This window comes from Micromonospora coriariae, from assembly GCF_900091455.1.
Taxonomy (GTDB): Bacteria; Actinomycetota; Actinomycetes; order Mycobacteriales; family Micromonosporaceae; genus Micromonospora; species Micromonospora coriariae.
This window is the reverse complement of sequence record NZ_LT607412.1, coordinates 1,771,441-1,798,248: the sequence shown is the minus strand read 5'-3', so window position 1 is coordinate 1,798,248 and position 26,808 is coordinate 1,771,441. Positions and strand designations below refer to the sequence as shown.

General features: G+C 73.1%; 20 protein-coding genes. 11 read left to right on the top strand and 9 right to left on the bottom strand.

All coding sequences use genetic code 11. The features are described from left to right. Positions 1 to 80: 80 nt before the first annotated feature. The 5 genes from GA0070607_RS08290 to GA0070607_RS08270 all read right to left on the bottom strand — a co-directional run bounded on the left by GA0070607_RS08290 (position 81) and on the right by GA0070607_RS08270 (position 4,161). The gene (locus GA0070607_RS08290; RefSeq protein WP_089017673.1) at positions 81 to 1,037 is read right to left on the bottom strand and encodes a S1C family serine protease; all 957 of its coding nucleotides are present in this window, start codon (positions 1,035 to 1,037) and stop codon (positions 81 to 83) included. Positions 1,038 to 1,157: 120 nt separating this feature from the next. Continuing rightward, a complete protein-coding gene (locus GA0070607_RS08285; RefSeq protein ID WP_089017672.1) occupies positions 1,158 to 1,673 on the bottom strand; it encodes a GNAT family N-acetyltransferase in 516 nt (171 codons plus the stop codon). Continuing rightward, positions 1,670 to 2,599: a ribonuclease Z gene (locus GA0070607_RS08280; RefSeq protein ID WP_089017671.1), complete on the bottom strand. Its 930-nt coding sequence runs from the start codon at positions 2,597 to 2,599 to the stop codon at positions 1,670 to 1,672. The genes GA0070607_RS08285 and GA0070607_RS08280 overlap by 4 nt, the downstream gene beginning before the upstream one ends. 395 nt (positions 2,600 to 2,994) lie before the next feature. Next, positions 2,995 to 3,657: a peptide-methionine (S)-S-oxide reductase MsrA gene (gene msrA / locus GA0070607_RS08275; protein WP_089017670.1), complete on the bottom strand. Its 663-nt coding sequence runs from the start codon at positions 3,655 to 3,657 to the stop codon at positions 2,995 to 2,997. A gap of 54 nt (positions 3,658 to 3,711) precedes the next feature. Next, positions 3,712 to 4,161: an HIT family protein gene (locus GA0070607_RS08270; protein WP_089017669.1), complete on the bottom strand. Its 450-nt coding sequence runs from the start codon at positions 4,159 to 4,161 to the stop codon at positions 3,712 to 3,714. 68 nt (positions 4,162 to 4,229) lie between these two features. Between GA0070607_RS08270 and GA0070607_RS08265 the strand changes: the two genes are divergently transcribed. From GA0070607_RS08265 to ilvA, 4 genes are all read left to right on the top strand, one after another. After that, the gene (locus GA0070607_RS08265) at positions 4,230 to 5,372 is read left to right on the top strand and encodes a cystathionine gamma-synthase (RefSeq protein ID WP_089017668.1); all 1,143 of its coding nucleotides are present in this window, start codon (positions 4,230 to 4,232) and stop codon (positions 5,370 to 5,372) included. A 12-nt stretch (positions 5,373 to 5,384) separates the two neighbouring features. After that, the gene (locus tag GA0070607_RS08260; RefSeq protein WP_089017667.1) at positions 5,385 to 6,794 is read left to right on the top strand and encodes an amidase; all 1,410 of its coding nucleotides are present in this window, start codon (positions 5,385 to 5,387) and stop codon (positions 6,792 to 6,794) included. A gap of 73 nt (positions 6,795 to 6,867) precedes the next feature. Then, positions 6,868 to 7,770 (top strand): DUF4328 domain-containing protein, encoded by a 903-nt coding sequence (locus GA0070607_RS08255; RefSeq protein ID WP_231930911.1) that lies wholly within the window; start codon positions 6,868 to 6,870, stop codon positions 7,768 to 7,770. Further along, a complete protein-coding gene (gene ilvA / locus GA0070607_RS08250) occupies positions 7,767 to 8,987 on the top strand; it encodes a threonine ammonia-lyase (RefSeq protein WP_089017665.1) in 1,221 nt (406 codons plus the stop codon). The genes GA0070607_RS08255 and ilvA overlap by 4 nt, the downstream gene beginning before the upstream one ends. A 60-nt stretch (positions 8,988 to 9,047) precedes the next feature. Here the strand turns inward: ilvA and greA are convergent, their stop codons facing one another. Together greA and GA0070607_RS08240 are read right to left on the bottom strand one after the other, a co-directional pair. Beyond that, the gene (gene greA / locus GA0070607_RS08245; RefSeq protein ID WP_089017664.1) at positions 9,048 to 9,545 is read right to left on the bottom strand and encodes a transcription elongation factor GreA; all 498 of its coding nucleotides are present in this window, start codon (positions 9,543 to 9,545) and stop codon (positions 9,048 to 9,050) included. Between the two features lie 169 nt (positions 9,546 to 9,714). Next, the gene (locus tag GA0070607_RS08240; RefSeq protein WP_089017663.1) at positions 9,715 to 10,155 is read right to left on the bottom strand and encodes a DUF4307 domain-containing protein; all 441 of its coding nucleotides are present in this window, start codon (positions 10,153 to 10,155) and stop codon (positions 9,715 to 9,717) included. 197 nt (positions 10,156 to 10,352) lie between these two features. On the opposite strand from GA0070607_RS08240, the gene mca reads away from it, so the two are divergent. The 6 genes from mca (at position 10,353) to purE (ending at position 18,272) form a co-directional block, all read left to right on the top strand. After that, complete coding sequence (mca, locus tag GA0070607_RS08235; protein WP_089021720.1) at positions 10,353 to 11,234, top strand: mycothiol conjugate amidase Mca; 882 nt, start codon at positions 10,353 to 10,355, stop codon at positions 11,232 to 11,234. 48 nt (positions 11,235 to 11,282) lie between these two features. Further along, positions 11,283 to 11,576: a hypothetical protein gene (locus tag GA0070607_RS08230; RefSeq protein WP_089017662.1), complete on the top strand. Its 294-nt coding sequence runs from the start codon at positions 11,283 to 11,285 to the stop codon at positions 11,574 to 11,576. A gap of 232 nt (positions 11,577 to 11,808) precedes the next feature. Further along, positions 11,809 to 14,289, top strand: coding sequence for a putative bifunctional diguanylate cyclase/phosphodiesterase (locus GA0070607_RS08225; protein WP_172899171.1), 2,481 nt, complete (start codon positions 11,809 to 11,811; stop codon positions 14,287 to 14,289). Between the two features lie 74 nt (positions 14,290 to 14,363). Further along, positions 14,364 to 16,400 (top strand): thioredoxin domain-containing protein, encoded by a 2,037-nt coding sequence (locus GA0070607_RS08220; protein WP_089017660.1) that lies wholly within the window; start codon positions 14,364 to 14,366, stop codon positions 16,398 to 16,400. 151 nt (positions 16,401 to 16,551) lie between these two features. Further along, complete coding sequence (locus GA0070607_RS08215; RefSeq protein ID WP_089017659.1) at positions 16,552 to 17,727, top strand: 5-(carboxyamino)imidazole ribonucleotide synthase; 1,176 nt, start codon at positions 16,552 to 16,554, stop codon at positions 17,725 to 17,727. A 53-nt stretch (positions 17,728 to 17,780) separates the two neighbouring features. Beyond that, positions 17,781 to 18,272, top strand: a complete 492-nt coding sequence (gene purE, locus GA0070607_RS08210; protein WP_089017658.1) for a 5-(carboxyamino)imidazole ribonucleotide mutase — start codon at positions 17,781 to 17,783, stop codon at positions 18,270 to 18,272. A gap of 435 nt (positions 18,273 to 18,707) precedes the next feature. Here purE and GA0070607_RS08205 read toward each other — a convergent pair whose 3' ends face one another. Together GA0070607_RS08205 and GA0070607_RS08200 are read right to left on the bottom strand one after the other, a co-directional pair. Next, the gene (locus GA0070607_RS08205; RefSeq protein ID WP_089017657.1) at positions 18,708 to 23,603 is read right to left on the bottom strand and encodes an SCO7613 C-terminal domain-containing membrane protein; all 4,896 of its coding nucleotides are present in this window, start codon (positions 23,601 to 23,603) and stop codon (positions 18,708 to 18,710) included. Between the two features lie 150 nt (positions 23,604 to 23,753). Beyond that, positions 23,754 to 25,181 (bottom strand): UDP-glucose dehydrogenase family protein, encoded by a 1,428-nt coding sequence (locus tag GA0070607_RS08200; RefSeq protein ID WP_089017656.1) that lies wholly within the window; start codon positions 25,179 to 25,181, stop codon positions 23,754 to 23,756. Positions 25,182 to 25,430: 249 nt separating this feature from the next. On the opposite strand from GA0070607_RS08200, the gene GA0070607_RS08195 reads away from it, so the two are divergent. Next, positions 25,431 to 26,600, top strand: coding sequence for an acyl-CoA dehydrogenase family protein (locus tag GA0070607_RS08195; protein WP_089017655.1), 1,170 nt, complete (start codon positions 25,431 to 25,433; stop codon positions 26,598 to 26,600). The last annotated feature ends 208 nt before the right edge of the window (positions 26,601 to 26,808 follow it).

Below are 26,808 nucleotides of genomic sequence, written 5' to 3'. Positions count from 1 at the left end.
GGCACCTTATTAACGCCCTGTGTAGAGCAGGGGCCCCTTGTTAACGCCCCCGGCCGTCGGACACCCGGCGGCCGGGAGCGTCAGGCGCGCAGCTCGGTAGGGACCGCGACGACGTCGACGAACGCGCCCTTGCGCAACACGGTCACCGGCAGGCGGGTGCCGATGGCGGGCCCGAGCATCAATCGCTGCAACCCCTGCCCGTCGGCCACCGCTCGTCCGCCGGCGCTGAGGATGATGTCGCCCAGGTAGAGACCGGCCACCCCGGCCGGGCTGCCCGGCACCACCTCCACCACGCGCAGCCCGCGTCGCTGACCGGTACGTGCGGTCACCTCGGGCGGCAACGGAACGGGCACGCCGGCCACGCCGAGCCAGGCGCGGCGGACCCGGCCGGCGCTGGTCAACTCGGCGATGATCTGTCGGGTGGTGGCGTTGATCGGCACCGCCAGCCCCAGTCCGTAGCCTGCGACGGCGGTGTTCACGCCGATCACCCGTCCGGCGGAGTCGGCCAGCGCGCCGCCGGAGTTGCCCGGGTTCAGCGCCGCGTCGGTCTGGATCACATCCTCGATCAGCCGGGTGACGCGCCCGTCCCGGGCGGGTAGCGAGCGGCCGAGCCCGGAGACCACCCCGGCGGTCACCGAACCGGCCAGCCCCATCGGGTTGCCGACGGCCACCACCAGTTGGCCGATCCGCAGTGCGTCGGCGTCGCCCAGCTCCACCGGGGGCACGGTGGTCTCGTCGACCCGCAGCACGGCGAGGTCGGAGAGCGGGTCGGCGCCGACCACCCGGAACGTCGTCTCCGTGCCGTCGCCGAACGCCGCCGAGCCGCCGGCGGCACCCTGCACCACGTGTGCGCTGGTCAGCAGCAGGCCGTCGGTGCCCACGGTGACAGCGGAGCCGGCGCCCGCGCCGCGTGCGGTCCGCACCGACAGCGCGGCCACGCTGGGCAGCACCCGGGCCGCCACGGTCGTGACCACCTGGGAGTACGCGTCCAGCGCGGCCTCCTCGGCCGGGCCGGACCTGGTGTGATCGGTGTCCATGCACCCGGCAACGCCGCCCGTCGCTCCGGCATGCCCTGATCCGCCGACAGCGAACATCGAGCGGTGCCGTGTTAAGAAGGGGCCCCTGTACAACCGGGGGCGTTAATAAGGTGCCCTTCCTTACACGGTCAGCGGGCGGGTGTAGCGGAGTTGGGGGGTGAGGACGGCGCCGATGTGCTCCTCGCGTTCGACGCCGGTGGGGGTCCAGCCGCCCCGCTGGTAGAAGGCCCGGGCGTGCGTGTTGTCCCGGAGCACCCAGAGCACCGCTCGCCGCCAGCCCCGGGCCCGCATGGCGTCCAGCGCGTCCACCATCAGCGTGCGGCCGGTGCCCCGTCCCTGCTCGGCCGGGTCCAGGTGAAGGGCGTTGAGCAGCCCGGTGGACGGGTCGTCCTCGTCGTCCGGGCCCAGATAGCTGAACCCGACGAGCGTCCCGGCGCGTTCCGCCACGGTCATCCGGTGGGTGTCCTGCTCCCAGGTCCACCGCTCGGTCCAGTACCGGCCCATCGCCTCCGGCGTCGGGTCGGCCAACGCCTCGGCGGGCAGGAAGGAGGAGTACGTGGCGACCCGGGAGCGCTGGTGCAGGGCACCCACCTCCATCAGGTCGTCACCGGTGGCGGGGCGGAGCGTGACGGTCACCCGGCCGAGGCTACCCGGCGTGGTGGGAGCTGCACGGTGGTCAGATCCTCGGCGATGATCAGGTCGCCGTCGAAGTGCTCGCGCGCCTCGTCGTGGAACCGGCGAGGGTCCGGGTACCGCTGGGAGAAGTGGGTGAGCAGCAGTCGCCGTACCCCGGACTCGGTCGCCACCCGGGCGGCCTGCGCCGCGGTCAGATGGCCGACCTCGGCGGCGAGCGCGGCCTCCGATTCCAGGAACGTCGACTCGATGACCAGCAGGTCGGCGTGCTCGGCGAGGGCGTAGACCCCGTCGCAGAGGCCGGTGTCCATCACGAAGGCGAACCGCTGCCCCGGCCGGGGCACGCTCACCTCGTCCCGGGTGACGCGACGTCCGTCCAGGTCGAGGTGGCCGACGCGGATCAGCTCACCGACGGCCGGTCCGGCGATCCCGTACGCGGCCAGCTTCTCCGGCAGCATCCGGTAGCCGTCCGGCTCGACCAGCCGGTAGCCGTACGTCTCGATGGGGTGCCGCAGCCGGCGGGCCTCCAGCGTGCCGCACCCCAGGGTGATCCGTTGCCCGTCGGCTTCGATCGGCTCGACCCGCAGCTCGGCGGTCTCGTAGAAGGAGGTGGCGTGCCGCAGTCGGGCGAAGTATTCGGCGCCGCCGGCCGGGAAGTGCACGGCGACCGAATGCGCCACCCGGTCCAGGGAGAGCCGCTGGATGGTGCCGGGCAGACCGAGGCAGTGGTCGCCGTGGAAGTGGGTGACGCAGATCCGGGTCAGGTCGGTGGCGGTGACCGTGGTGTGCAGGAGCTGCCGCTGGCTGCCCTCGCCCGGGTCGAAGAGGATCACCTCGTCGTCCCAGCGCAGCACGTACCCGTTGTGGTTGCGCCGCCGGGTCGGTGCCTGACTGGCCGTCCCGAGCACCACCAGCTCGCGCATCGACACGGTGCTCTCCTCCGGCTGAGCTGACCGGCCCGGCCGCCGCCGGCAGATGAAGCGACCCCCGGGGCGCTCCGCGCTTTCGCACGGGCCGGCTGGACTGGGCCGGCGCCCCGGGGGTCGGGTGGCTGTCGTGGATTCGCCGCACCGCTGCCACACGGTCTCGACGTTGGTACTGGTGCCCGCCTCGCGGCGGACCGATCACTGTCGAGGACAGCGGCTAGCGGACAGCCACCTCACGAGTCCGATTGCTATACAAGTCTGGACCACCTCCTTTCACGTGTACCGCCACGCTATCGAGTCCCCGGCGGGCTCGGCAACGGATTTCGATCACACGCCGGACGGGAATGCCCGGCCACCTCTCGGCGGCCGGGCATCGTGGTCGTGCGGGTGGCTGGCGGTCAGCCAGCGGTACGGGCCACACCGACCGGGCAGCTCAGCCCGTTCGGGCCGTGGTTGCAGTACCCGTTCGGGTTCTTCGTCGGCGCCAGGTACTGCTGGTGGTAGTCCTCGGCGAAGTAGTAGCTGCCGAGCGGGGCGATCTCCGTGGTGATCTCACCCTTGCCGGCCCGCTTCACGATGGGCTGGAACGCGTCCCGGGACGACTCCGCGATGGTTCGCTGCTCGTCGGTGGTCGTGTAGATCGCCGACCGGTACTGGGTGCCCACGTCGTTGCCCTGGCGCATGCCCTGGGTCGGGTCGTGGTTCTCCCAGAAGACCTTCAGCAGGTCCTCATACGCGATCTTGCTCGGGTCGTAGACCACCTGGACGACCTCGGCGTGCCCGGTCCGGCCGGAGCACGTCTCCTCGTACGTCGGGTTCTTGGTGATGCCACCCGCGTAGCCGGCGGAGGTGGTGAACACCCCGGGCAGCGTCCAGAACAGTCGCTCAGCGCCCCAGAAGCAGCCCATGCCGAAGACGGCGACCTGGAGGCCCTCCGGGTACGGGCCCTTCAGCGGGGTCCCCAGCACCTCGTGCCGGTCGGCGACCGGCATGGCGATCGAGCGGCCCGGCAGGGCCTGGTCGGGGGTGGGCAGCTGGGCCTTGGACTGGCGAAGGAACACGGTGGAACTCCTCTCGTACCTCTGCCGTATGCAACGCCGGCGGGCCCAGGTTGCTTACCCGCCCAGGCTGGAGTCAGGCCGGCGGTGCGGGCGCGGCAGGGCGTCGGCCACCCGGGCCGCGATGTCCCGGGCGTCCTGATCGCTGGTGTAGCGGGTACGCGGCCAGAAGAACCCGCGCAGCCCGTCCCCCCTGGTCCGGGGGACGACATGGGTGTGCAGGTGCGGCACCGATTGGGACACCTTGTTGTTCATCGCCACGAACGTCCCACCGGCTCCCAGACCGGTCTCCACCGCCACCGCCAGTCGCTGGACCAGCGCGAAGTAGCCCGGCAGCAGGTCGGCCGGCAGCTCGGCCAGGGTCACCAGGTGGACCCGGGGGACCACCAGCACGTGCCCCGCGAAGACCGGGCGGGTGTCCAGGAACGCCACCCCGTCCGGCTCGTCGGCCACCCGGAACGCGGGCACCTCGCCGGCCACGATTCCGCAGAACACGCACCCGCTCATCGGTCCAGGCTAATGCCGGCTGCCCGGCCCCGCCCCGAAGCGCCGGGCGGGGCACTAGCCTCACCAGAATGAACCACGGCTTCGAGACGCTCGCCATTCACGCCGGTCAGGACCCTGAGGCCCGCACCGGCGCGGTGATTCCACCGATCTACCAGACCAGCACGTACGCGCAGGACGCCGTCGGCGCGCCCCGGCTCGGCTACGAGTACAGCCGCTCCGGCAACCCGACCCGCGACGCGCTCCAGGAGTGCCTTGCCGCGCTCGAGGGCGGGCCGGTGGGGCTCGCCTTCGCCAGCGGCCTGGCTGCCGAGGACACCCTGCTGCGGGCCGTCTGCCAGCCGGGCGACCACGTGGTCATCCCGGACGACGCGTACGGCGGCACGTACCGGCTCTTCGCCCGGGTCGCCCAGCGTTGGGGCCTGGAGTTCACGCCGGCCAAGGTGTCCGACGCGGCGGCTGTCCGGGCCGCCGTGCAGCCGGGCCGTACGAAGATCGTCTGGGTGGAGACGCCGACCAACCCACTGCTCGGCATCGCCGACATCGCCGCCCTGGCCGGCGTGGCGCACGACGCGGGCGCGCTGCTGGTGGTCGACAACACCTTCGCCTCGCCGTACCTGCAGCAGCCGATCGCGCACGGCGCGGACGTCGTGGTGCACTCCACCACCAAGTACATCGGCGGGCACTCCGACGTGGTGGGTGGCGCGCTCGTCGTCGCCGACGCCGCGCTCGGGGAGGAACTGCGCTACCACCAGAACGCGATGGGCGCGGTCAACGGGCCGTTCGACGCCTGGCTCACCCTGCGCGGCATCAAGACACTCGGGGTACGGATGGACCGGCACTGCGACAACGCGGAGCGGCTCGCCGGATACCTCGATGGGCACGCCAAGGTGGCCCAGGTGATCTACCCCGGGCTGCCCTCGCACCCTGGTCACGAGGTGGCCGTCAAGCAGATGCGCCGGTTCGGCGGCATGATCTCCTTCCGGGCCGCCGGCGGCGAGGACCACGCGGTGGAGATCTGCAACCGGGCGAAGCTCTTCGTGCTCGCCGAGTCGCTGGGCGGGGTGGAATCCCTGATCGAGCACCCGGGCCGGATGACACACGCAAGTGCTGCCGGCTCGCCGCTTGAAGTTCCCGGCGATCTCGTGCGACTGTCTGTCGGCATCGAGACGGTCGACGACCTGCTCGCCGATCTGGAGCAGGCACTGGGCTGACCGCTGGGGAGGATGGCCGTGCAGGACATCATGGCGACCTGGGTCGGGACGACCGCCAAGCAGATCGCCCGGGGCGTACGCAGGGGAGACGTCTCGGCCACCCAGGTCGTCGCCGACCACCTCGAGTACATCGCGCGGGCCGACGGCGAGCTGGCCGCGTTCCGCGCCGTGCGCGGCGGTGAGGCGATCACCGAGGCGGAGAAGGTCGACGAGCAGGAGGACCTGGCGAACCTGCCGCTGGCCGGGGTGCCGGTGGCGGTCAAGGAGAACACTCCGGTCGCCGGCCTTCCCACCTGGAACGGCTCCGCCGCGGTGCGCACCGACGTGGCGGAGGCCGACCACGAGGTTGTGCGCCGCCTGCGCGGCGCCGGCGCGGTGATCCTCGGCGTGACCCGGATGCCCGAGCTGGGGCTGTGGGCACTCACCGACGACAACAGTGCGGTGACGCGCAATCCCTGGGACAGCGGGCGTACCCCCGGCGGCTCCTCCGGCGGTGCCGCCGCCGCGGTGGCCGCCGGGCTGGTGCCGATCGCGCACGGCAACGACGGCCTCGGGTCGATCCGGATCCCGGCGGCGTGCTGTGGGCTGGTCGGGCTCAAGCCCGGCCGGGGCGTGGTTCCGTGCCAGCTCGGCGCGGACGACTGGTTCGGCCTCACCGAGCACGGCATGTTGACCAGCACGGTGGCCGACGCGGCGGTCAGCTTCTCGGTGCTCGCCGGTCGGCGACCGGAGAAGCTGGTCCCGCCGCAGCGGCTGCGGGTGGGCGTCTCGCTGCGCTCCCCGGTGCGCGGTGTCTCGCCGGACGCACCCAACCGCGACGCGGTGGCCGCCGCCGGCCGGCTGCTGGCCGCCGCCGGGCACGACACCGTGCCGGCCGATCCGGTCTATCCGACCTCGCTCGGCCTGCAGGGCATCGCCACCTGGTTCGCCGCCGCGGCCGCCGACGTCCGGGCCGCCGGGCTGGACCGGCGCGACCTGCAACGGCGTACACGGCGCCACGTCGCGCTGGGCGAGTGGGCGCAGCGTCGCGGCTACGTCCGGGAGGCCGACCGGGCCGCCTGGCGGCAGCGGTCGACCGACTTCTTCACCGACCACTCCGTCGACCTGCTGCTCACCCCGGCGCTGGCCAGCGCGCCGCCGGAGGCGGCACGCTGGTCCGACCGGTCCTGGCGGGCGAACATGGCGGCCAACATCCGGTACGCCCCGTACGCGGCACCGTGGAACATCGCCGGTCTGCCGGCGATCGTGGTGCCGGTGGGTCGCCGCCCGGACGGGCTGCCCGTCGCCGTGCAGTTGGTCGGTCCGCCCGGCTCGGAGCTGCTGCTGCTCGGCGTGGCCGGTCAGTTCGAGATGGCCGCGCCGTGGTCCCGACACGCCCCCGGCTATCCCCGGGTCGGAACGGGGTCGCCGGCCACCGCATGATCGTCTACGGTGTGCGCGCATCGTCGCGCGGACCCGAGGGACATCAATGCGCTGCCAGACCTGTGGGGACGCCATGTCCCCCGAGCACCACGAATGCCAGCGTTGCTACACGCCGTTCGGTCAGCCCTCCGTCACTCCGGGGCTGCCGACCTACTCGGTACGCGGCATCGGCCTGGCTGCCGGCATCGCGGTCGGCGCGACCGCTGTGCTGTACCTCGTAGCGGCACTCGCTCCGCTGGTGGGGTTGGTGATGGCCCGGCAGGCCCGGGCCGACGGTGACCCGAATCTGCTGCTCGCCGCGGTGGTCATCGAGGCGCTGATGGCGCTGCCCATGGTGGCCGCGTACCTCACCGCCGCCGTGCTGGTGATCATCTGGACGTGGCGGGCGCGGAAGAACATCGAGGCGTTCCCGGGTTCGCTGCCGACGCTCGGGGCCGGCTGGGCGATCGCCGGCTGGCTGGTGCCGTTCGCGAACTTCGTGGTGCCGGCCCGGGTGGTGGCGAACGTGGCCCGGGACAGCCTCTGGCGGCGGTTCACGCCGGACCTGGTGTACGTCTGGTGGGCCGCCTGGTTGGTGTTCAGCGTCGGCGAGCGGTTTGTCAGTCGACTCGACGGCCGGGCGTACGACAAGCTGCCGGAGAACCCCTCCACCGACGCCGACTACCAGGCGTACCTCGACTACTACCCGGACTCTCTGCTCCGCAACGCCGTGCCCGCGGTGGCCTGTGTGATCGCCGCCGGGGCGCTGATCGTGCTGGTCCGGCGGATCTCCACCATGCAGGAGGCGCGCATCGCCCGCGCGATGCCGGCCTGGCCGACCGCCGCTTCGGGCTGGCCGACCGCCGCCCCGGGCTGGCCGGCGCCCCCGGTCCTCGGCGCGCCGGTGCCGGGCGAACCCGTGCCGACCGCGTTGCCTCCGACGACCCCGGTGTCGCCGCAGGGGGCGCCGGAGTCGGGTGGCACGATCGGGGCATGACGGAACTGGTCGGTCTCGACGACGTGCGAGCCGCGCGGGAACTCCTCGCCGGCGTCACCCGGACCACCCCGCTGGAGCCCTCCCGGCCGCTGAGCGCGGCGCTGGGTGGGCCGACGTGGCTGAAGTGCGAGAACGTGCAGCGCGCCGGCTCGTACAAGGTGCGCGGCGCGTACGTGCGGATCTCCCGGCTGTCGGCGGCGGAGCGGGAACGCGGTGTGGTCGCGGCGAGCGCGGGCAACCATGCGCAGGGCGTGGCGCTGGCCGCCGGACTGGTCGGCACACACGCGACGGTCTTCATGCCGGTCAACGCGCCGTTGCCGAAGGTGGCGGCCACCAAGGGGTACGGCGCGCAGGTCGAGTTGGCCGGCAACACGGTCGACGAGGCGCTGGTCGCCGCGCACACGTACGCCGAGCGCACCGGCGCGGTGCTGATCCACCCGTTCGACCACCCGGACGTGATCGCCGGCCAGGGCACGGTGGCGCTGGAGATTCTCGAACAGTGCCCGGACGTGCGGACCATCATCACCGGGGTGGGCGGCGGCGGTCTGATCTCGGGCATGGCGGTGGCCGCCAAGGCGCTGCGACCCGACGTCCGCATCATCGGTGTGCAGGCGGCCGGCGCCGCGGCCTTCCCGCCCTCACTGGTGGCAGGGGAACCGGTCCGGTTGCCCGCCTTCTCGACCATCGCGGACGGCATCGCGGTCGGCCGGCCGGGGGAGCTCACCTTCAGCCACGTCCGCAAGCTGGTCGACGAGATCGTCACGGTCTCCGAGGAGGACATCTCCCGTGCGCTGCTGATGCTGCTGGAGCGGGGCAAACAGGTGGTCGAGCCGGCCGGCGCGGTCGGCGTGGCCGCGCTGCTGGCCGGTGTGGTGCAGGTGGAGGCCCCGGTGGTCGCGGTGCTCTCCGGCGGCAACATCGACCCGCTGCTGATGCTGCGGGTGATCGAGCACGGTCTGGCCGCCGCGGGTCGCTACCTGCGGGTGACTGTGCGCTGCTCGGACCGACCCGGGCAGTTGGCGTCGCTGCTCACCCAGATCGCCGAGCACCGGGCCAACGTGGTGGACGTGGAGCACCAGCGGGCCAACCCGCACCTCAGCCTCGGCGAGGTGGAGGTGGCGCTGTCGGTGGAGACGCGGGGCGTCGAGCACTCGGACACGCTGATCAGCGCGCTGCGAGCCAGCGGATACCAGGTGGTCTTCGCCGGCGAGGCGTGACACCCGCTGGTGTCACGCCCGGCGGCGGTACGCCTCGGCGTGTGGTGTTGCCGGTGGCGATCAGCCGGAGAACGGCTCGAAGCTGACCACTGTCACCTTGATGTCGGCGCCGCTCGGTGCCGTGTAGGTGCAGGTCTGCCCGGGCCGACCGCCCAGGATCGCCTTGCCGAGCGCCGACTCGGGGCTGTAGACGGTCAGGTCGGTGGTGGCCGCGATCTCACGGGAGCCGAGCAGGAAGGTCTCGGTGTCCTCGGTGTCGTCGTCGAAGTAGATCGTCACCACCATGCCGGGGGACACCGCGTCCGTCGTCGGCGCCTCGCCGACCTTCGCGGTGCGCAGCAGCTCCTGCAGGTAGCGGATCCGGCCCTCGGCCTTGCCCTGCTCCTCGCGGGCGGCGTGGTAGCCGCCGTTCTCCCGCAGGTCGCCCTCCTCGCGCCGGGCGTTGATCTCCGCCGCGATTGCCGGGCGGTTGGCGATGTGCTCGTCGAGCTCGGCCTGGAGGCGGTCGTACGCGTCCTGGGACAGCCAGGTGGCGGGCGCCTCGTTGCCAGTGGACACAGGCGTTCTCCTCAGTTGTGCGTGGCTGGCTGACAGGTGAACTACCAAGTTACCAGTGCGGTACGACACAGGGTGTCGGCGATCACCGCTGGTGTCCGCATCCAACACCGGGCGGCAGGTGCCCGTACGGGCCCGTCACGGCGGCCGGCCGCGGTGCTGTCCGGGCGGCTCAGGCCGGGGCTCGGCAGCGCAGCACCTCGCCGATGAACGGCCGCGCGGTGGTGGTCAGGCGGTGCCGCGCGGTCACGTGCCGGTCACCCGGCTCGGCGGTCACCGTGACCTCCTCGTGGGCCACCTCGGCGCCGGCGCGGTCGCGTGCGCGCAGCGCGCAGACCGCCGATCCGCCCGGTGGCACGGTCACCCGGAAGTCGACCAGCACCTGATTGTCCGTGATGTCGGTGTAGGTGATCACCTGGGCGTCGTAGACGGGGTCGCCGTACTGCCGGTAGAGCCGGAACGAGATCAGGCTCAGCGCTCCCACCAGCACCAGCAGCACCAGCGCGGCCAGCATGGTGCGGCGGCGCCTGCCACCGGTCGCCCGACGGCGGCCGTAGCGGCCGGGTGGGAAAACCGGCGCGTCCGGTGAAATTGTGGCGTGCGTCTCGGTCACCGGCGGGTATCTCCTGGCGTTGTTGTCGGCCGCATCAGCAAGAATGACAGAGTCCATCCTCCCAGCCCGGCCCAGCGGCAGGAATGGCAGGTCGGGCACCCGTGGTGCCGATCGGCGGCGGGTGCGGAGGATTCCGGCAGGTCAGCCGGTCGAGCCCGGTCGGGTCCACCGGCCGGCACAGACGAGGAGTGCCGAAGTTGGCAGAACAGCTGCGTCTCATGGCCGTCCACGCGCACCCGGACGACGAGTCGAGCAAGGGTGCGGCGACCATGGCGAAGTACGTCGCCGAGGGCGTGGATGTCCTGGTCGTGACGTGCACCGGCGGGGAGCGCGGCAGCGTGCTCAACCCCAAGCTCGACCGCCCCGACGTCTGGGCCAACATCGGTGAGATCCGCCGCGCCGAGATGGACGCCGCCCGGGCGATCCTCGGCGTCGACCAGGCCTGGCTCGGCTTCGTCGACTCCGGGCTGCCCGAGGGTGACCCGCTGCCGCCGCTGCCTGAGGGCTGCTTCGCCCTCCAGGACGTCGAGGTGGCCGCCGGCCCGCTGGTGCGGCTGATGCGCGAGTTCCGTCCGCACGTGGTCACCACGTACGACGAAGAGGGCGGCTACCCGCACCCCGACCACATCATGTGCCACAAGGTGAGCGTGGCCGCGTTCGATGCGGCCGGCGACCCGGAGCGCTACCCGGAGCTGGGCGCCCCGTGGCAGCCACTGAAGCTCTACTACGACATCGGCTTCTCCAAGGCCAAGATCATGGCCTTGCACGAGGGTATGCTGGCCGCCGGCCAGGAGTCGCCCTACGAGGAGTGGCTCAAGCGCTGGGAGGACCGGCCGGACAAGGGCCCCCGGATCACGACCCGGGTGGAGTGCGCCGAACACTTCCCGGTCCGCGACGACGCGCTGCGCGCCCACGCCACCCAGGTCGACCCGGACGGCTTCTGGTTCCACGTGCCGATGGAGCTCCAGCAGCGTGCCTGGCCGACGGAGGACTTCGAGCTCGCCCGTTCGGTGGTGGACAGCCCGATGCCCGAGTCCGATCTCTTCGCGGGAGTGCGGGAGACGGCGCACGCGCGCTGATTCCACGCGGGGCTACTCTGGTAACCAACCGCACATCGGAGGAACGCCATGCTGACCGCTGCCCAGGTGCTCGCGGAGAACAACTTCGGGGACACCCGCACGGGTGGCCTGGCCGGTCCGATGGGCCTGTTCCTCATCCTGCTGCTGGCCACCGCGACCATCCTGTTGATCCGCAACATGAACGCCCGGCTGCGCCGGCTGCCCGACCGGTTTCCGCAGCAGACGTCGCCGACCGACCCGACCAGGGCCGAAGCGGCAGTCGCCGATCCGACAGACGGGACCGGAGCGCGTGATTCCTCCACGCCCGCTCCCAACGGGCACCAGCAGCACCGGAACGGGTAGTCCGCGCATGATTCACGCCGAACCGGGTGGTCGCCCCCTGTTGCGACCACCCGGTTTGGCTTAGCCTTCCGCCGGGGGGACCAAAAGTCCCGAGCCGTGCGCGGAAGGGGGCGCCGATGACGGTCACAGCACCGGCCGCCCGCCGTGCCGTCGTCGGTCGGTCGGCTGACGGGGGAGGTCGATGACCTCCGGTCCGGCAGGCGACCCGTTCGACCGGCTCGGGGTGCGCGGCATGCCGACCCGGCTGCTCGTGCTCACCGCTGCCGTGACGCTGACCGCCCTGGTCGCCGCGGCGGTCGGGTTGACCCTCCCACACAGGCTGCCGGCCGACGATCCGCTCGGCGGTCCGGCCCGCTTCGGCATAGCCGTCGCCGTCTTCGCCGTCGCCCAGTTCGCACGGCTGCGGTTCCGCTCGGCCGCCGGCATGGTCAGCATCACCTGGGGCGAGGCGGCGCTGATCGTCTGCCTCTACCTGGCCCCGGCCGGCTGGCTGCCGTCGGCCACGCTGCTCGGCGCCGGGCTGGCCTGGACGGTGCTCTCCCTGCACAACGACCGCCGCCCGATGCTGGAGATCGTCCGGATCGCCGCGTCGCTGGCCGCCGCGTCGGCGCTGGCCGTGTCCGTGGCCACCGCGCTGGGTCACCCGCTGCTCGCCGCGCCCACCCCGATGCTGGCGCTGGCCGTGATCGCGGGCTCGGTGACGTACCTCCTGGTGACCGCCTGGCTCGGTGGGGTGACGCTGGGCCTGCGGCACGGGCTGCCGATCGGGCCGCCGCTGCTCGCCGCGCTGCGCGGCAAGCTGCTGATGTTCGTCGGCAACGTGGCGGTCGGCCTGGTGGTGGTCGCGCTGCTGGAGCTCGACCCGCGCTGGTTGCTGCTGCTCCCACCGCTGCTCTGGTTGCTCCAGCAGACCTACCGTTTCCGGCTGCGCGCCGACCAGGAACGCCGGACGTGGCGGGCCTTCGCCGAGGCCACCGCGGCCCTCAACCAGCTCGACGAGCGGGGCGTGGCGAGCGCGGCGGTGACCGGCGCGCTGGCGCTGTTCAACGCCGAGCTGGTCGATGTGGACGTGGCCCGGGCCGACGGCCGGTGGCGCCGCTACCGGGGCGACGCCGGCGGCCAGTTGGTCGACCGTGAGGTGGGCCCGCCGGACCGGTCGGAACCCGGCGAGGACGAGCTGATCCGTCCGCTGTCAGTGGGTGCCGCGCCGGTCGGTCGGCTGCGGGTCCGGTTCCCCCGGTCCGCCCCGCCCGCCGCCCGGGAACGCGACGCGGTGGCCGCGTTCGGCGACGCGCTCGCCGCCGCGCTGCACGACGCCGCGACCCACCGCGAACTGCGGCTGGTCACCGCCCGGTCGTCGTACGAGGCGGTGCACGACCCGCTCACCGGGCTGGCCAACCGGGCCGCCATGCTCGGCAAGGGCGACCAGGCGCTGCGGCAGCTCGCGCACGACCACCCGGTGGCGTTGCTGCTGCTGGACATCAACCAGTTCAAGGAAGTCAACGACACGCTGGGGCACGCCGCAGGTGACCAACTGCTACGGCTGACCGCGAACCGGCTCAGCGCGCTGGCCCGCCCCGGTGACCTGCTCGGCCGGCTCGGTGGCGACGAGTTCGCTCTGCTGCTCACCTCGGTGCCGGTGCTCGGCGACCGGGCCGCACCGATGGCCCACGCGCTGCGCCAGGCCCGGGAGATCGCCGAACGGCTGGCCGCGCCCACCGAGGTGGCTGGGGTGCGGATGTCGATCGAAGTCTCCGTCGGGGTGGTGGTGGCCGACGCCGGCACCGCCGACCTGACCGAGCTGCTGCGCCGGGCCGACATCGCGATGTACCAGGCGAAGGAGGGTGGCGGCAGTGTCGCCGCGTACGACAGCACCCGGGACGCGGCCAGCACCGACCAACTGGCCCTGCTGGCCGAGCTGCGCGAGGCGCTGAAGGTCGACGACCAGCTGGTGCTGGCGTTGCAGCCGGCGGTCGACCTGGCCACCGGCGCGCCCACCGGTGTGGAGGCGCTGATCCGGTGGCGGCATCCCCGGCGCGGCTGGCTGGGCCCGGCCGACTTCATCCGCCCTGTGGAAAACAGCGAGCAACTCGGCACCTTCACCCGGTACGTGCTGGACAAGGCCCTCGGCGTGGCCGCCGAATGGGCCCGGGAGGGGCTCGACGTCCCGATCTCGGTGAACCTGTCGGCGCGTAGCCTGCTCGATCCCCGGCTGCCGGCGGAGATCGCCGACGCGTTGCGCCGGCACCAGGTGCCGCCGCGCCGGCTGGTCCTGGAGATCACCGAGACGGTGGTGATGAGCGAGCTGGAGGTCATCGACGAGGTGCTGGCCACACTCCGGTCGATGGGTGTGCAGCTCGCGGTGGACGACTTCGGCACCGGCTTCTCCTCGCTGACCTTCCTCACCCGGATCGCGGTTGACGAGTTGAAGGTGGACCGCTCCTTCGTGATCCGGATGGCGGACTCGCCGGAGGCGGCGGCGATCGTCCGGACCACCGTGGGTCTCGCCCACGAGCTGGGGCTGCGGGTGGTGGCCGAGGGGGTGGAAACCGCCGAACAGCGGCTGGCCCTGGCCGAGCTGGGGTGCACCTCCGCGCAGGGCTACCACTTCTTCAAGCCGATGCCGGCCGACAAGATCAGTGCGGTGCTCGGGTCGCTGCGGGACTCGGCGGAGTCGAACGTCTTCCGGCTCCGCGCCGACGGCGCCTCCTGACCGCCAGCCCGGCTCCGGCATGCTCGGCGGGTGACCGCCCGGCGTGACCGACCCGGGCTGGTTATGGTCGTCGGGTGAACCGACTCGCCGGCGCCACCAGTCCGTACCTGCTCCAGCACGCCGACAACCCGGTCGACTGGTGGCCCTGGTGCGACGAAGCGTTCGCCGAGGCGAAGCGGCGGGACGTGCCGGTGCTCATCTCGGTGGGGTACGCCGCCTGCCACTGGTGCCACGTGATGGCGCACGAGTCGTTCGAGAACGAGCACGTCGGCGCCCTGATGAACGACGACTTCGTGTCGATCAAGGTGGACCGTGAGGAGCGCCCGGACGTGGACGCGGTCTACATGACCGCCACCCAGGCGATGACCGGTCACGGCGGTTGGCCGATGACCGTCTTCGCCACCCCGGACGGCACCCCGTTCTTCTGCGGCACCTACTTTCCGCGGGAGAACTTCGTCCGGTTGCTCCAGTCCGTCGCCACCGCGTGGCGGGACCAGCGCGAGGAGGTCCTGCGCCAGGGCGCCGCGGTGGTCGAGGCGATCGGCGGCGCCCAGGCCGTTGGCGGGCCCAGCACGCCGCTGGACGCCCCGCTGCTCGACGCCGCGGCCGCCAACCTGGCCGGCGAGTACGACGCGACCAACGGCGGCTTCGGGCGCGCCCCGAAGTTCCCGCCGCACATGAACCTGCTCTTCCTGTTGCGTCACCACCAGCGGACGGACGACCCGCGCAGCCTGGAGATCGTCCGGCACACCGCCGAGGCGATGGCCCGGGGCGGCATCTACGACCAGCTCGCCGGAGGCTTCGCCCGGTACTCGGTGGACGCGCACTGGACGGTGCCGCACTTCGAGAAGATGCTCTACGACAACGCGCTGCTGCTGCGGGTCTACACCCAGCTCTGGCGGCTGACCGGCGACCCGCTTGCCCGCCGGATCGCCCGGGACACCGCCCGCTTCCTCGCCGACGAACTGCACCGGCCGGGGGAGGGCTTCGCGTCGGCGCTGGACGCCGACACCGAGGGCGTCGAGGGGCTCACCTACGCCTGGACGCCGGCCCAACTCGTCGAGGTGCTGGGCGAGGAGGACGGCCGCTGGGCCGCCGACCTGTTCGCCGTGACCGAGGAGGGCACTTTCGAACACGGCATGAGCGTGCTCCGTCTCGCCCGGGACGTCGACGATGTCGCACCCGAGATCCGGGCTCGCTGGCAGCAGGTCGTGGGGCGGCTGCTCACGGCCCGTGACAACCGGCCACAGCCGGCCCGGGACGACAAGGTGGTGGCGGCCTGGAACGGCCTGGCGATCACCGCCATCGTCGAGTTTCAGCAGGTCGTCGCCCTGTACGCGTCGCCGCAGGACGAGGACGCCAACCTGATGGAGGGCGTCGTCATCGTCGCCGACGGTGCGATGCGCGACGCCGCCGAGCACCTGGCGACCGTGCACCTGGTCGATGGCCGGTTGCGGCGGGTCTCCCGGGGCGGTGCGGTAGGTGAACCGGCCGGCGTGCTGGAGGACTACGGCTGCGTTGCCGAGGCGTTCTGCGCGATGCACCAGCTCACCGGAGAGGGGCGCTGGCTCACCCTGGCCGGCGGGCTGCTGGACACCGCGCTGGAGCACTTCGCCGCGCCCGGCGGCACCTTCTACGACACCGCCGACGACGCGGAGCGACTCGTCACCCGACCGGCCGACCCCACCGACAACGCCACCCCGTCCGGTCGGTCGGCGCTGATCGCCGGGCTGGTCGCGTACACGGCGCTGACCGGGGAGCCCCGCTACCGGGAGGCCGCCGAGGTGGCGCTCGGCACGGTCGCGCCGATCGTCGGGCAGCACGCCCGGTTCACCGGGTACGCCGCCACGGTCGGCGAGGCGCTGCTCTCCGGGCCGTACGAGATCGCCGTGGCGACCGACGACCCGACCGGCGACCCACTGGTGGCGGCGGCCCACCGGCACGCCCCGCCCGGCGCGGTGGTGGTCGCCGGGCGCCCGGACCAGCCCGGGGTGCCGCTGCTGGCCGACCGGCCGCTTGTCGACGGGCGGTCCGCCGCGTACGTCTGCCGGGGCTTCGTCTGCCAGCGCCCGGTCACGTCGGTCGAGGAGTTGGTCGCCGAGCTCCGCTGAGCGTCCCCCGCCCGATGGTTGCCCCGTGTAGCGCCCGCGAGGTCGCTTGCGCCCCTTCGTTCGCGTCGGGGGCAGCGCCCGGACGGGTCGACGGTGGGAGCGCCGGCCCTGCGGGGGGCCGCACCGGCGGCCCGGATAGGCTGGCCGCGCTATGGATTCCCGTACCGGTCTGCCTGTTGTCGGCATGGTGGGTGGCGGCCAGCTGGCCCGGATGACCCACCAGGCCGCGATCGCCCTCGGCCAGTCACTGCGCGTGCTCGCGGTCGCCCCCGACGACGGCGCGGCGCTGGTCGCCGCCGACGTCCAGTACGGCGACCACACCGACCTCGCCGCACTGCGCACCTTCGCCAAGGGCTGCGACGTGGTCACCTTCGACCACGAGCACGTGCCCACCGAGCACATCCGCACGCTGGCGGCGGAGGGCGTGACCCTGCACCCGCCGGCGGACGCGCTGCTGCACGCCCAGGACAAGCAGGTCATGCGGGAACGCCTGGCCGAGCTGGGCGCGCCCAACCCGGCGTGGCAGCCGGTGGGTGAGCCCGCCGACCTGGTCGGCTTCGGCGAGCAGGTCGGCTGGCCGGTGGTGCTCAAGGCGGCCCGGGGTGGCTACGACGGCCGGGGGGTCTGGCTGGTCGACGACGCCGCCCAGGCCACCGAGCTGGCGCGGACGCTGCTCGCCGGCGGCACCCGGCTGATCGTCGAGGAGCGGGTGCCGCTGCGCCGGGAGTTGGCCGTGCAGGTGGCCCGCTCGCCGTTCGGCCAGGTGGCCGCATACCCCGTCGTCGAGACGGTGCAGCGGGACGGCATCTGCGTGGAGGTCCTGGCCCCGGCGCCCGGCCTGGACGAGGAACTGGCGGTCACCGCCCAGCAGCTCGCCATCGACCTGGCCACCGCGCTCGGCGTGGTCGGCCTGCTCGCGGTGGAACTCTTCGAGGTGCGCGACGCGACCGGCCGGCCGGCGATCGTGGTCAACGAACTGGCGATGCGTCCGCACAACTCCGGGCACTGGACCATCGAGGGGGCCCGGACCTCCCAGTTCGAGCAGCACCTGCGGGCGGTGCTCGACTACCCGATGGGTGACACGGCGCTGGCCGCGCCGGTGGTGGTGATGGCCAACGTGCTCGGCGGCGAGCCGGGCGGGATGTCGATCGACGAGCGGCTGCACCACCTCTTCGCGGCCGAGCCGGGCGCCAAGGTGCACCTCTACGGCAAGCAGGTGCGGCCCGGCCGCAAGATCGGGCACGTCACGGTGCTCGGTGACGACCTGGACGACGTACGGGCGCGGGCCGCGCGGGCCGTGCGCTGGCTGCGCGAGGGGCACGAGTGACCGCGAAGCGTGAGCCCGCGAGCCCCGCGGTCGCGAACGGAGGGGGTACCGGAGTGGCCACGGTCGGATTGATCATGGGCAGTGATTCGGACTGGCCGACCATGCGGGCCGCGGCCGAGGTGCTCGACGACTTCGGGGTGCCGTACGAGGTCCGGGTGATCTCGGCGCACCGGACCCCGGTCGCCATGATCGAGTATGGCCGTGACGCCGCCGACCGGGGTCTCAAGGTGATCATCGCCGGTGCCGGTGGGGCCGCGGCGCTGCCCGGCATGGTGGCCTCGGTGACCCCGCTGCCGGTGATCGGCGTGCCGGTGCCGTTGAAGCACCTCGACGGCATGGACTCGCTGCTGTCCATCGTGCAGATGCCCGCCGGGATCCCGGTGGCCACCGTCTCGATCGGCAATGCCCGCAACGCCGGCCTGCTCGCCGTGCGGATCCTCGGCGCGGCCGACGAGCACCTGCGCGCCAAGATGACGACCTACCAGCAGGACCTGGAGAAGCTGGTGGCCACCAAGGAAGCCGCCCTCCGGGCGAGTATCAGCTGATCTCGGCTGGCCGTGGGGTGTTGGCCGTGGGGTTTCGGCCGTGGGGTTTCGGGGGGAGCCCGCCCGCTCCGGGCGGTCAGGCTTGATCCCTCCGCGGGCGGGCTCCCCCCGAAACCCTGTGCGCCGACGGGTCCGACCGGGTGTCGCGGTCCTGCTGGCGCTGCCCTTCGTCGGGTCACCGGCCAGCGGGGTGTCTGTGGGGTGCCCGGGTCTTGCGCACTTTCAGGGAAAGTGCTGCCTCGGGCGCTTCAGAGGCAGCACTTTCCCTGTTGTGGTGCGGATCTTGGCCGCTGTGGTGCGTCATCTTGTCCGGAAGGTTGGCCAGGCTCCACGCTCACCGCTGCCGGCGCACCCACCCCCACGCTTACCGGAGCCGGCGCGCGTACCTGGCACGCTTGCGGTGCCCACCCACGCACGCCGCAGGGACCCTCGAATTCATCTCATGCCGCGTAGGGCCGTCTGCAGGCGTTCCTGGGCGCGGCGGCGGCGCTCGTTGCTGGCGCCGAGGATCAGCAGCAGGATGCCCACCGGGATCAGTGCCAGCCACGGGCCGAGGCTGAACAGCGCGTGGATCGCGGTGATCGCGGTGACCGACGAGCCGACGATCACCGGCGCCTGCTGCCGGCTGGACGAGCCGAAGATCAGCACCGCGACCGCGCCGAGCAGCAGCAGCATCTGCCGCAGCGTGCTGGACTCGGTGGCCAGCACGATCGCCAGAGTGGGCACGAACGCGGCGACCAGGGCCGGCCCGTACGCCACCCAACTGCTCATGTCCGACCGCTGGCGCAGCTCCAACACCCCGACCAGCAGAGCCAGCGCGGCGAACGGCAGCGTGTACGCCTCGGGCAGCGCCACGTCGGCGACCCGCATCAGGATCCACCAGGCGGTGATCTCGCAGGCGACCACGGCCCAGAACAGGATTCGCCGCTCCACCGGCCGGCGACCGGGTCGCGTCGCCGCCACCCCGAGGACCGCGCCCCAGGCGGCCAGCAGGGCGGCGATGTGCCGGGGCGAGTCGAAGGCGAGGGCCAGCGCGATCAGCGCGGCCGCGTACCCGCTCCACTCCACGGTCGCGGCTTCGCGCTGGGCCTCCGGGCGGCGCAGTCGGGGCAGGGTCGCCGCGAACACCTGCAGGACCGCTCCGACCGCGAGGACCCCGAACGCGGACCAGACCGCGGCCAGCCCGGCGACCAGGCCGGCGGTGAGCACGAAGAGCTGCGCCATCAGCGAGGCGAAGAGCCAGCCGAGGATGCGGGCCCGCTGGGTGGCGCCGTACAGCGCCGCCACCACGCCCACGCCGACCGCGCCGCCGAGGGTGAACAGCGTCAGCTCCCGGGTGGCCAGGCTGCCGGCCAGCCCGGCGCCCCCGGCGGCCAGGCCGATGACGAAGACCAGCACCCGGGCCAACCGCAGCGAGCGGGCCGGTTCGACCAGCGGCGGAGGCGGGGTCAGTGCGAGACCGAGCATCGCGATGGTGAAGACCGAGAGCGCGGCGAGGGCGCTTGCCGGCCAACCGTTGCCCAGCGCGATGGGCGTGATCAGCAGCGTGACGGCGGCGCCGGGCAGCACCACCGGCACGGCCCGGGATCGCCGTCCGCCGCTGAACCCGGTGGCGGCGAGCGCCGCGGTCGCGGTGAGCAGCAGCGCGGTCAGCACATGGGTCGGGTCGACGACGTCCGGTGGCGGGCTGAGCAGTTCCGGTGGCGGTCCCTCCCAGATGCGGGTCAACGTGCGGTGCGGATCGACCAGGGCGGTGACCAGGGCAGGCGTGATCGAGGCGAGCGCGAGGGCGGTCGGCAGGGCCGCCGCGGCCAGCGCGCCGGCGGACGGGCTGACCCGCCACCGCCGCCGCTCCGGGTCGTCCGGCAACCGCCGTAGCGCGCCGTCGAGCAGGACCGCCCAGCGCCGGACCGGCTGGGCCGAGCCGGCCGGCGGCACGGTGGCCGCGCGGACCAGCTCGGCCAGTACGCCGAGCAGCGCCGCGGCGGCCGCGTAGACGCCCGACGCGAGGCCGGTGGGGATGGCGGCGAGCGCGCTGATGGTGGCCCCGCCGACCACTGCCACACTGACCCACGGCAGGTACTGCGGGACGTGCCTGCGGACCGCGGCCACGGCGGCCAGGCCGAGGCTGGACGCGGCCAGCGCGGCGGTCAGCACCACCTGTGCCGAGTGTTCGAATTCGGCGGCCAGAGCCGCCACCGCGCCGGGCAGAGCCAGCAGCGCGGCGCCGGCCGCCGCACCGCCGATCTGCACCAGGTGCGGCGGCATCCCCTCGGTCGCGATGTCGGTCACCTGCGGGCCGGCCAGTACGCGGGCCAGCGCGGCCACCACCACGCCGATCAGCGCGATGCTGCCCAGCGCCAGCGCGGTGGTCCACGGCCGGACCAGGCCGGCGCCGGCCGCGTGCAGCGCGACCACTCCGGCCACGGTGGCCCGGGACAGTCCGGCGCGGGCCTCCTCCGTGGCCACCGCGGCCATCCCGTAGACGGTGGCGACCATTCCGCCGACCAGGACCGGTGACCACCAGGGCAGGTCGAACGCGGTGGGCGCGCCGATCGTGGCCAGCACCACCGCGGCGCCGGACACGTCCCACCGCCACGGAGGGGGGAGCAGAATGCCGGCGGCGATGGACAGCAGGGCCAACGCGACCGGGGCCTGCCAGGTGGCGCCACCGGTCGGCGCGGCCGGCCAGCCACTCAGGTCGCCGTCCCAGATCGGGCCGGGGGTCGCCAGCACGCCGAGTCCCCCGCGCAGCGCCGTCCACCCGGCGAGTACGCCGATCAGCAGGCCGCCGACGGTGATGCCGAGAATGGGCCCGCGCCGCCATTCCTCGGGCATGGCGCGGGCGCCGACGGCGACCAGCAGCACCAGGCCGGCGGCCACCGCCAACTGCCCGCCCGGGGTCAGCACGGCGGCGATCCGGACCAGTGTGGCGATCAGGGCGGTGGTGACCGCTGCGGCGGCCAGGTCCGAGCCGTCCAGGGTGAGGTCGGAGCGGCGGCCCGCGTCGATCGACGGTGCCAGGAAGAGCAGCACAGCGGCGACCAGCAGCAGGGCGCCGACCCAGGCGTCGGCGACTGTCGCTCCGGGCGCGCCGAAGGCGGCGGCGGTGACCACCAGTGCGCCCAGTCCGGTGCCGACGGACAGCGGCGCCGGGATGCGCCGTTGGGACACCTGCACCACGGCGGCGTAGCCGAGGGTCACGCAGACCGCGAGGAAGCTCGCGGCCAGCACCGGGACGGTCACCTCGCGCAGGCTGGCCGGGGTGGGGGTCGGGTCGGTGGGTACGGTGGCGGCCACGAACGCGGCGACGGCCCCGGGCAGCGCGAACGCGGCGCCCCCGGCGGCCCAGGCGGTCACCGTGTCGGCGGCGGCCGAGGCGATCCGGACCCGGGGTGCCAGCGCGACCAGAGCGCCGGCCGCGAAGAGGGTGAGCAGGACCGCGGCGGTGAGCGTCGGCCCGGCCAGGCTGGCGCCCGCTCCGAGCAGGCCCACCAGGGCGGCCCCGACGGCGTGCGCCAGCGCGGCCCGGCTGGTCCGCGCGGAGAGGCCGGTCACCCCGATGCCGACGGCGGTGAGCACCATCGGCCAGGGTGCCGACGCCCAGCCGAGACCGAAGGAGGCCGGCACGGCCAGCGCGGTCAGTGCCGCCCCGGCGACCGCGAACTCGCGGCGGATGTCCGGCGGCAGGGCCAGCACCGCGGCGATGGTGAGCAGGAACGCGGCGGCTGCGAGCTGCCAGGTCGTCGGGCCGACCGCGGCGGCCAACTCGGCCGGATACCGGTCGAGGTCGGCGCCCCAGGCCGGCAGCGACGCCCGGACCGGGGCCACGCCGGCGCGCAGCGCGCCCCCCGCGACCACCAGTCCGCTGACGGTGAGCGCCACCGCCGAGGCGACCTGTGGGCCGCGCCGGGCGGCCTCGGGGACCGCGCGCACGGCCAGCCCGGTCACCGTGATGACCGCCGCGATCAGCAGCAGAGCCCGGCCGGGCAGCGCCACCGAGGCGATCCGGCCGAGCGTCCCGATCACGGCCAGGGTGAGGATGCCGGCCGCGACGTCGGGCAGCGGTGGGCGGCGCAGCACCAGCGCGCCGCCCAACCCGACCGTGGCGGCCAGCAACAGCGCCATCCCGGCACCGGTCGCCGCCGGCACGGTCTCCGCCCGGAGCAGGGCGGTGACGGCGTACGCCAGGGCGACGGCGACCGCCACCCCGTGGAGCAGCCAGATCAGCTCCCGCAGACCGGGCACCGGGCGCACCGGCCGGGTGTCGGCGGCCCCCGGGCCGGCGTCGATCAGCTCGGCGGCCTCCTCCGGGTCGCCCTCGGGCCGGCTCTCGGCGGCGCGTTGCCGGGGCGCGGACGGCGTGCCCGGGTCCGGCAGGTCCTGCCGGACGGGTCGCTCCACCGTCACTGCGGAGCGGGTCAGCCAGAGGTCGAGGACTGCGACCAGGGTGAGCACCAGGGCCCAGCCGCCCGGCCCGGTGACCCGGTCGTAGGCCAGCAGCGGCAGCACCGGCTGCGCGGCGAGCACGGTGGCGAACCGGGGTGTACGCAGGCCCGTCCAGCCGGCGTATCCGAACGCGACAACGGCGGTGACCGCGAAGATCACCCCGGCGAAGATCGCGCCGGAGGCCCCGCCGTTGCCGATCCGGTCCACCGCCCACAGGGCGTTCCCGGCAAGCGGCACCAGCAGCAGGCCGACCGCGGAGATCGTCTCGGCGGTCGAGGTGAGCCCGCGTCGGGCCAGCGCCGGCGGGGCGAGCAGCATCAGTACCGTGGCGAGGAGCAGGATGCCGAGCCGGGCCAGCGCGTCCATCGAGCTGGTCGCCACCGCGGCGAAGACCACCGCGGCGACCCCGAGCAGCAGCGCGCCCAGCCCGAGGGGGATGTTCTGCACCTCGCGGGAGGACGCCTCCGGTGGGTGCTCCGGGTCGTCCGCATCGAGCCAGGACGCCTGGGGCGGGAGCGGCGGCGGGTCCTCCCCGATGGGTGGGGTGCCCTGACGGGGCACCCGGGGTGGGGCGCCGGTGGCGGCGGTCGGTGGCCGGCGGCTGGGACGGCGGCGCAGCACCCGCCGGGGCCGGGTGGCCTGCTTGAGTCGTTCCTCACCGGCGTGCGCGAGGATGTCCCGCTGGAAGAGCGCGGCCTGCATCTTGGCGGCGATCTGCCGCTGCTCGCGGGCGATGGCGGCGTCGCGCGCCTTCATCTCCGCGATCGAGCGTTCGATGTCGGCCAGGTGTTCGACCCACTGGGCCTGATCGGCCCCACAGTGCGGGCAGCGGACGGCCGGTTTGATCTCCCGGCCGCACGAGGAGCACTGAAACGTCGCCACGACACCCCTCCACCCGCACTGTGGACTCCCACTGTCGCAGCATGCCCAAAGCTGGCGCGGATTTCGACACTTGTCGGCGGGTCCGGGGCAAACAACGACACCGGCCGGCCACGGAGATGTACTCCGCGACCGGCCGATGGGTGGGATCCGTCAGGGGCGGCCCATGCCCCGGTACTCCCAGCCGGCCTGGGTCCACAGTGCGGAGTCGAGGCAGTTGCGGCCGTCGACCACCTTGCGGCCGGCGACCAGCTCGCCGAGGGCGACCGGGTCGGCGTTGCGGAAGTCGGCCCACTCGGTGAGGACGCACACCAGGTCGGCGCCGGTGACCGCCTCGTTGATGCCGGTCTCGTAGGTCAGCTCGGGTACCGCGCGGCGAGCGTTCTCGGTGCCCTGCGGGTCGTACACGTGCACGTCGGCGCCGGCCTTCTGCAGCAGCGCGGCGACGGCGAGCGCCGGGGCGTCGCGGACGTCGTCGGTGTTGGGCTTGAAGGTGGCGCCCAGCACGGCGATCCGGGTGCCGGAGAAGTCCGGGCCGGCCGGCCCGGAGCGGCGGCCGAGCAGGTCCGCGGCGAGCTGGAGCACCCGGGTACGGCGGCGCAGGTTGATCAGGTCGACCTCGTGCAGGAAGCGCAGTGCCTCCCCGGCACCCAGCTCCTGAGCCCGTGCCTGGAAGGCCCGAATGTCCTTGGGCAGGCAGGCGCCGCCGAAGCCGAGGCCGGCCTGGAGGAACCGGTTGCCGATCCGCGGGTCGTAGCCGATCGCCCGCGCCAGCTGGGTGACGTCGCCGCCGGAGGCCTCGCAGACCTCGGCCATCGCGTTGATGAAGGAGATCTTGGTGGCCAGGAACGCGTTCGCGGCGACCTTGACCAGTTCGGCGGTCGCGAAGTCGGTGACCACGAGGGGCACCTCGCGGTCCTCGGTGGCGGCCAGGTCGAACACGCCCTTGTGCGCGGCGTAGAGCATGCCGTTGGCCCACTCGCTCTTCACGCCGACCACGATCCGGTTCGGGCGCAGCACGTCGTCGACGGCGAAGCCCTCCTGGAGGAACTCGGGGCTCCACGCCACCTCGACGCCCAGGTCGTTGGGAGTGTGCTTGCCGACCAGCTGCTCCACCCAGTCGGCGGTGCCCACCGGCACGGTGGACTTGCCGACGATCAGCGACTTGCGGGTCAGGTGCTGCGCGAGGCTGGTCACCGACGCCTCGACGTACGACAGGTCGGCGCCCATTCCGTCGGCCCGCTGGGGGGTGCCGACGCAGATGAAGTGCACGTCGCCGAACTCGGCGGTCTCCGCGATGTCGGTGCTGAACCGCAGCCGGCCGGCGGCCAGGTTGCGCTTGAGCAGCTCGTCCAGGCCCGGCTCGTGGATCGGCACCTGACCGGCGTTCAGCATCGCGATCTTGTCTGCGTCCACGTCGAAGCCGAGCACCTCGTAGCCCAGTTCGGCGTAGCAGATGGCGTACGTCGCACCCAGGTAACCGGTCCCCAGGAACGTCACCCGCGGACGGGGCGCGCCCGAGGGCGGCGACACCGTGGCGATGGCGGGGGTCGGCTGGATGGTGGGATAGGGGATCGTCACGCCTGTCTTCTCCGCTCGCACTGGCGGCGCTTCGTCGCGTCGCATTCTGCTGCGGCGCCTGGCCGGGCACCGGAGGGGTGGCTCATTGTCTGTCTTCCATCATCGCTCGGCGGCCGGGGTGCTCCGTCGAACCTGTACCTACGCGCCGGTAACATCCACCTGAACTGCAGTCGCTATCCTTCAGTCTGCGCGGTCGCGGTCAGCGGAGGCTACAGACTGCGCATGATAGCGGTGAAGAGGAGGGCCAACGTGGCCGCAGGCGAGTCGTTCGACGTCTACCGGTTGCCGGAGGAGCACGAGGCGATCCGGGAGGCGGTCCGGGAGGTCTGCACGGCGAAGGTGGCTCCGCACGCCGCCGAGGCCGACGAGACCGGTGAGTTCCCGAAGGCGTCCTACGACGCTCTGCGGGCGGCCGACTTCCATGCCCCGCACATCCCCGAGGAGTACGGCGGCGCCGGCGCGGATGCCCTGGCCACCGCCATTGTGATCGAGGAGGTGGCGCGGGCCTGCGCGTCCTCCTCGCTGATCCCGGCGGTCAACAAGCTCGGCACGATGCCGCTGCTGCTGTCCGGCTCCGAGGAGCTCAAGCGGCGCTACCTGACGCCGGTGGCGGCTGGGGACGCGATGTTCTCGTACTGCCTCTCCGAGCCGGAGGCGGGCAGCGACGCGGCCTCGATGACCACCCGCGCGGTGCGTGACGGGGATCACTGGGTGCTCAACGGGGTGAAGCGCTGGATCACCAACGCCGGCGTCTCCGAGTTCTACACCGTCTTCGCGGTCACCGACCCGACGGCCCGGTCCCGGGGAATCTCGGCCTTCGTGGTCGAGAAGTCCGATGCCGGGGTGAGCTTCGGCGCCCCGGAGAAGAAGCTCGGCATCAAGGGCTCGCCCACCCGCGAGGTCTACCTGGACAACGTACGCATTCCGGCGGATCGCATCATCGGCGCGGAGGGCACCGGCTTCGCCACCGCGATGAAGACCCTCGACCACACCCGGGTCACCATCGCCGCCCAGGCCATCGGGATCGCGCAGGGCGCGCTCGACTACGCCAAGGGGTACGTCGCCGAGCGCCGGCAGTTCGGCAAGGCGGTCGCCGAGTTCCAGGGCGTCCAGTTCATGCTCGCCGACATGGGCATGAAGCTGGAGGCGGCCCGGCAGCTCACCTACGCCGCGGCCGGCAAGTCCGAGCGCGGCGACGCGGACCTGACCTACTTCGGCGCGGCGGCGAAGTGCTTCGCCTCGGACGCCGCCATGGAGATCACCACCGACGCGGTGCAGCTGCTCGGGGGGTACGGCTACACGCGGGACTACCCGGTCGAGCGGATGATGCGGGACGCCAAGATCACCCAGATCTACGAGGGCACCAACCAGGTGCAGCGGATCGTCATGGCGCGACAACTGCTCAGCGGCGCTGTCTAGGCGCCCGCCACCTGACTTCGAGACCGACCGCCTCACCGCCGCCCGGCGGTGAGGCGGTCGGCGTTCGTACGTGAGTCCCCACACACCGACATCGTTGAGCGGGTCAACGATGTTGGTTGGAAGGGAGAATCACCGAGCCTGATCGACCATTCCGTTCACCCTGGCCGCGCGTCCGCCGCGACCCCGCCTCGCCATCCACTCGCTGCCC